Source organism: Pseudoalteromonas sp. TB25, from assembly GCF_000497995.1.
GTDB classification, from domain to species: domain Bacteria; phylum Pseudomonadota; class Gammaproteobacteria; order Enterobacterales; family Alteromonadaceae; genus Pseudoalteromonas; species Pseudoalteromonas distincta.
On the sequence record NZ_AUTI01000123.1, the window covers coordinates 1 to 858 of the forward strand.

Sequence of the window (858 nt, forward strand, 5' to 3'; positions counted from 1 at the left end):
GGTAGCGAAGTAGGTACCTTTAACGACCGTATTCGTGAAGCCGTTCGCGGTGGTGCATTATTTAGTAATAGCTCAACAGATGGCAATTTAGCAGAGCAAGATACTTTACGTTTGTCGCTTGCGGGTAATTTACAAAACTACATTTTAAAAGACTTTAAAGGTAACTCAGCAAAGGGTAATAGCTTTACTTGGAATACTCAGCCAACGGCGTATGCACTAGACCCTGCCGATAGCATTCATTACGTATCTAAACACGATAACGAAACACTATGGGATCAGCTGCAATATAAACACAGCGCTAACATGAGTATTGAGCAGCGCGTTCGTGCTCATAATATGGCGTTAGCACTTCCGCTTATGAGCCAAGGTATTCCATTTATGCAAATGGGCGCCGACTTGCTACGTTCAAAATCGATGGATCGTAACAGCTACGACTCGGGCGACTGGTTTAACTTTGTTGATTTTACCCAAGATACCAATAACTGGAATGTTGGCTTGCCACCCGCACAAGACAACGAAGTGAAATGGCAAGAAATTATGCCTATTTCTGCTAATACCCAAGCGGCTGCACAGCCACAAGATATTACCTTTGCACATGATGTATTTAATGAATTTTTACAAATACGTAGTAGCAGCCCACTATTTAGATTAACCACAGAGCAAGATGTTATTGAGCGAGTGGGTTTTCATAACGTAGGTAAAGCGCAGCAACATGGCTTAATAGTAATGAGCATTGATGATGGCGAAGGGCTAACAGACTTAGACCCTGCATTTGACGCGCTTGTTGTCGTGATTAACGCAACCGAGCAAACCCTTAGCCATACTATTGCCACCGCAGCGGATTTTGAATTACACGAT

The 858-nt window shown here is 43.0% G+C and carries 1 protein-coding gene; it reads left to right on the plus strand.

The window, feature by feature from the left end:
• Positions 1 to 858, plus strand: an 858-nt coding sequence (locus tag L652_RS0102585; protein WP_029770120.1) for an alpha-1,6-glucosidase domain-containing protein, incomplete at both ends; no start/stop codon positions are given.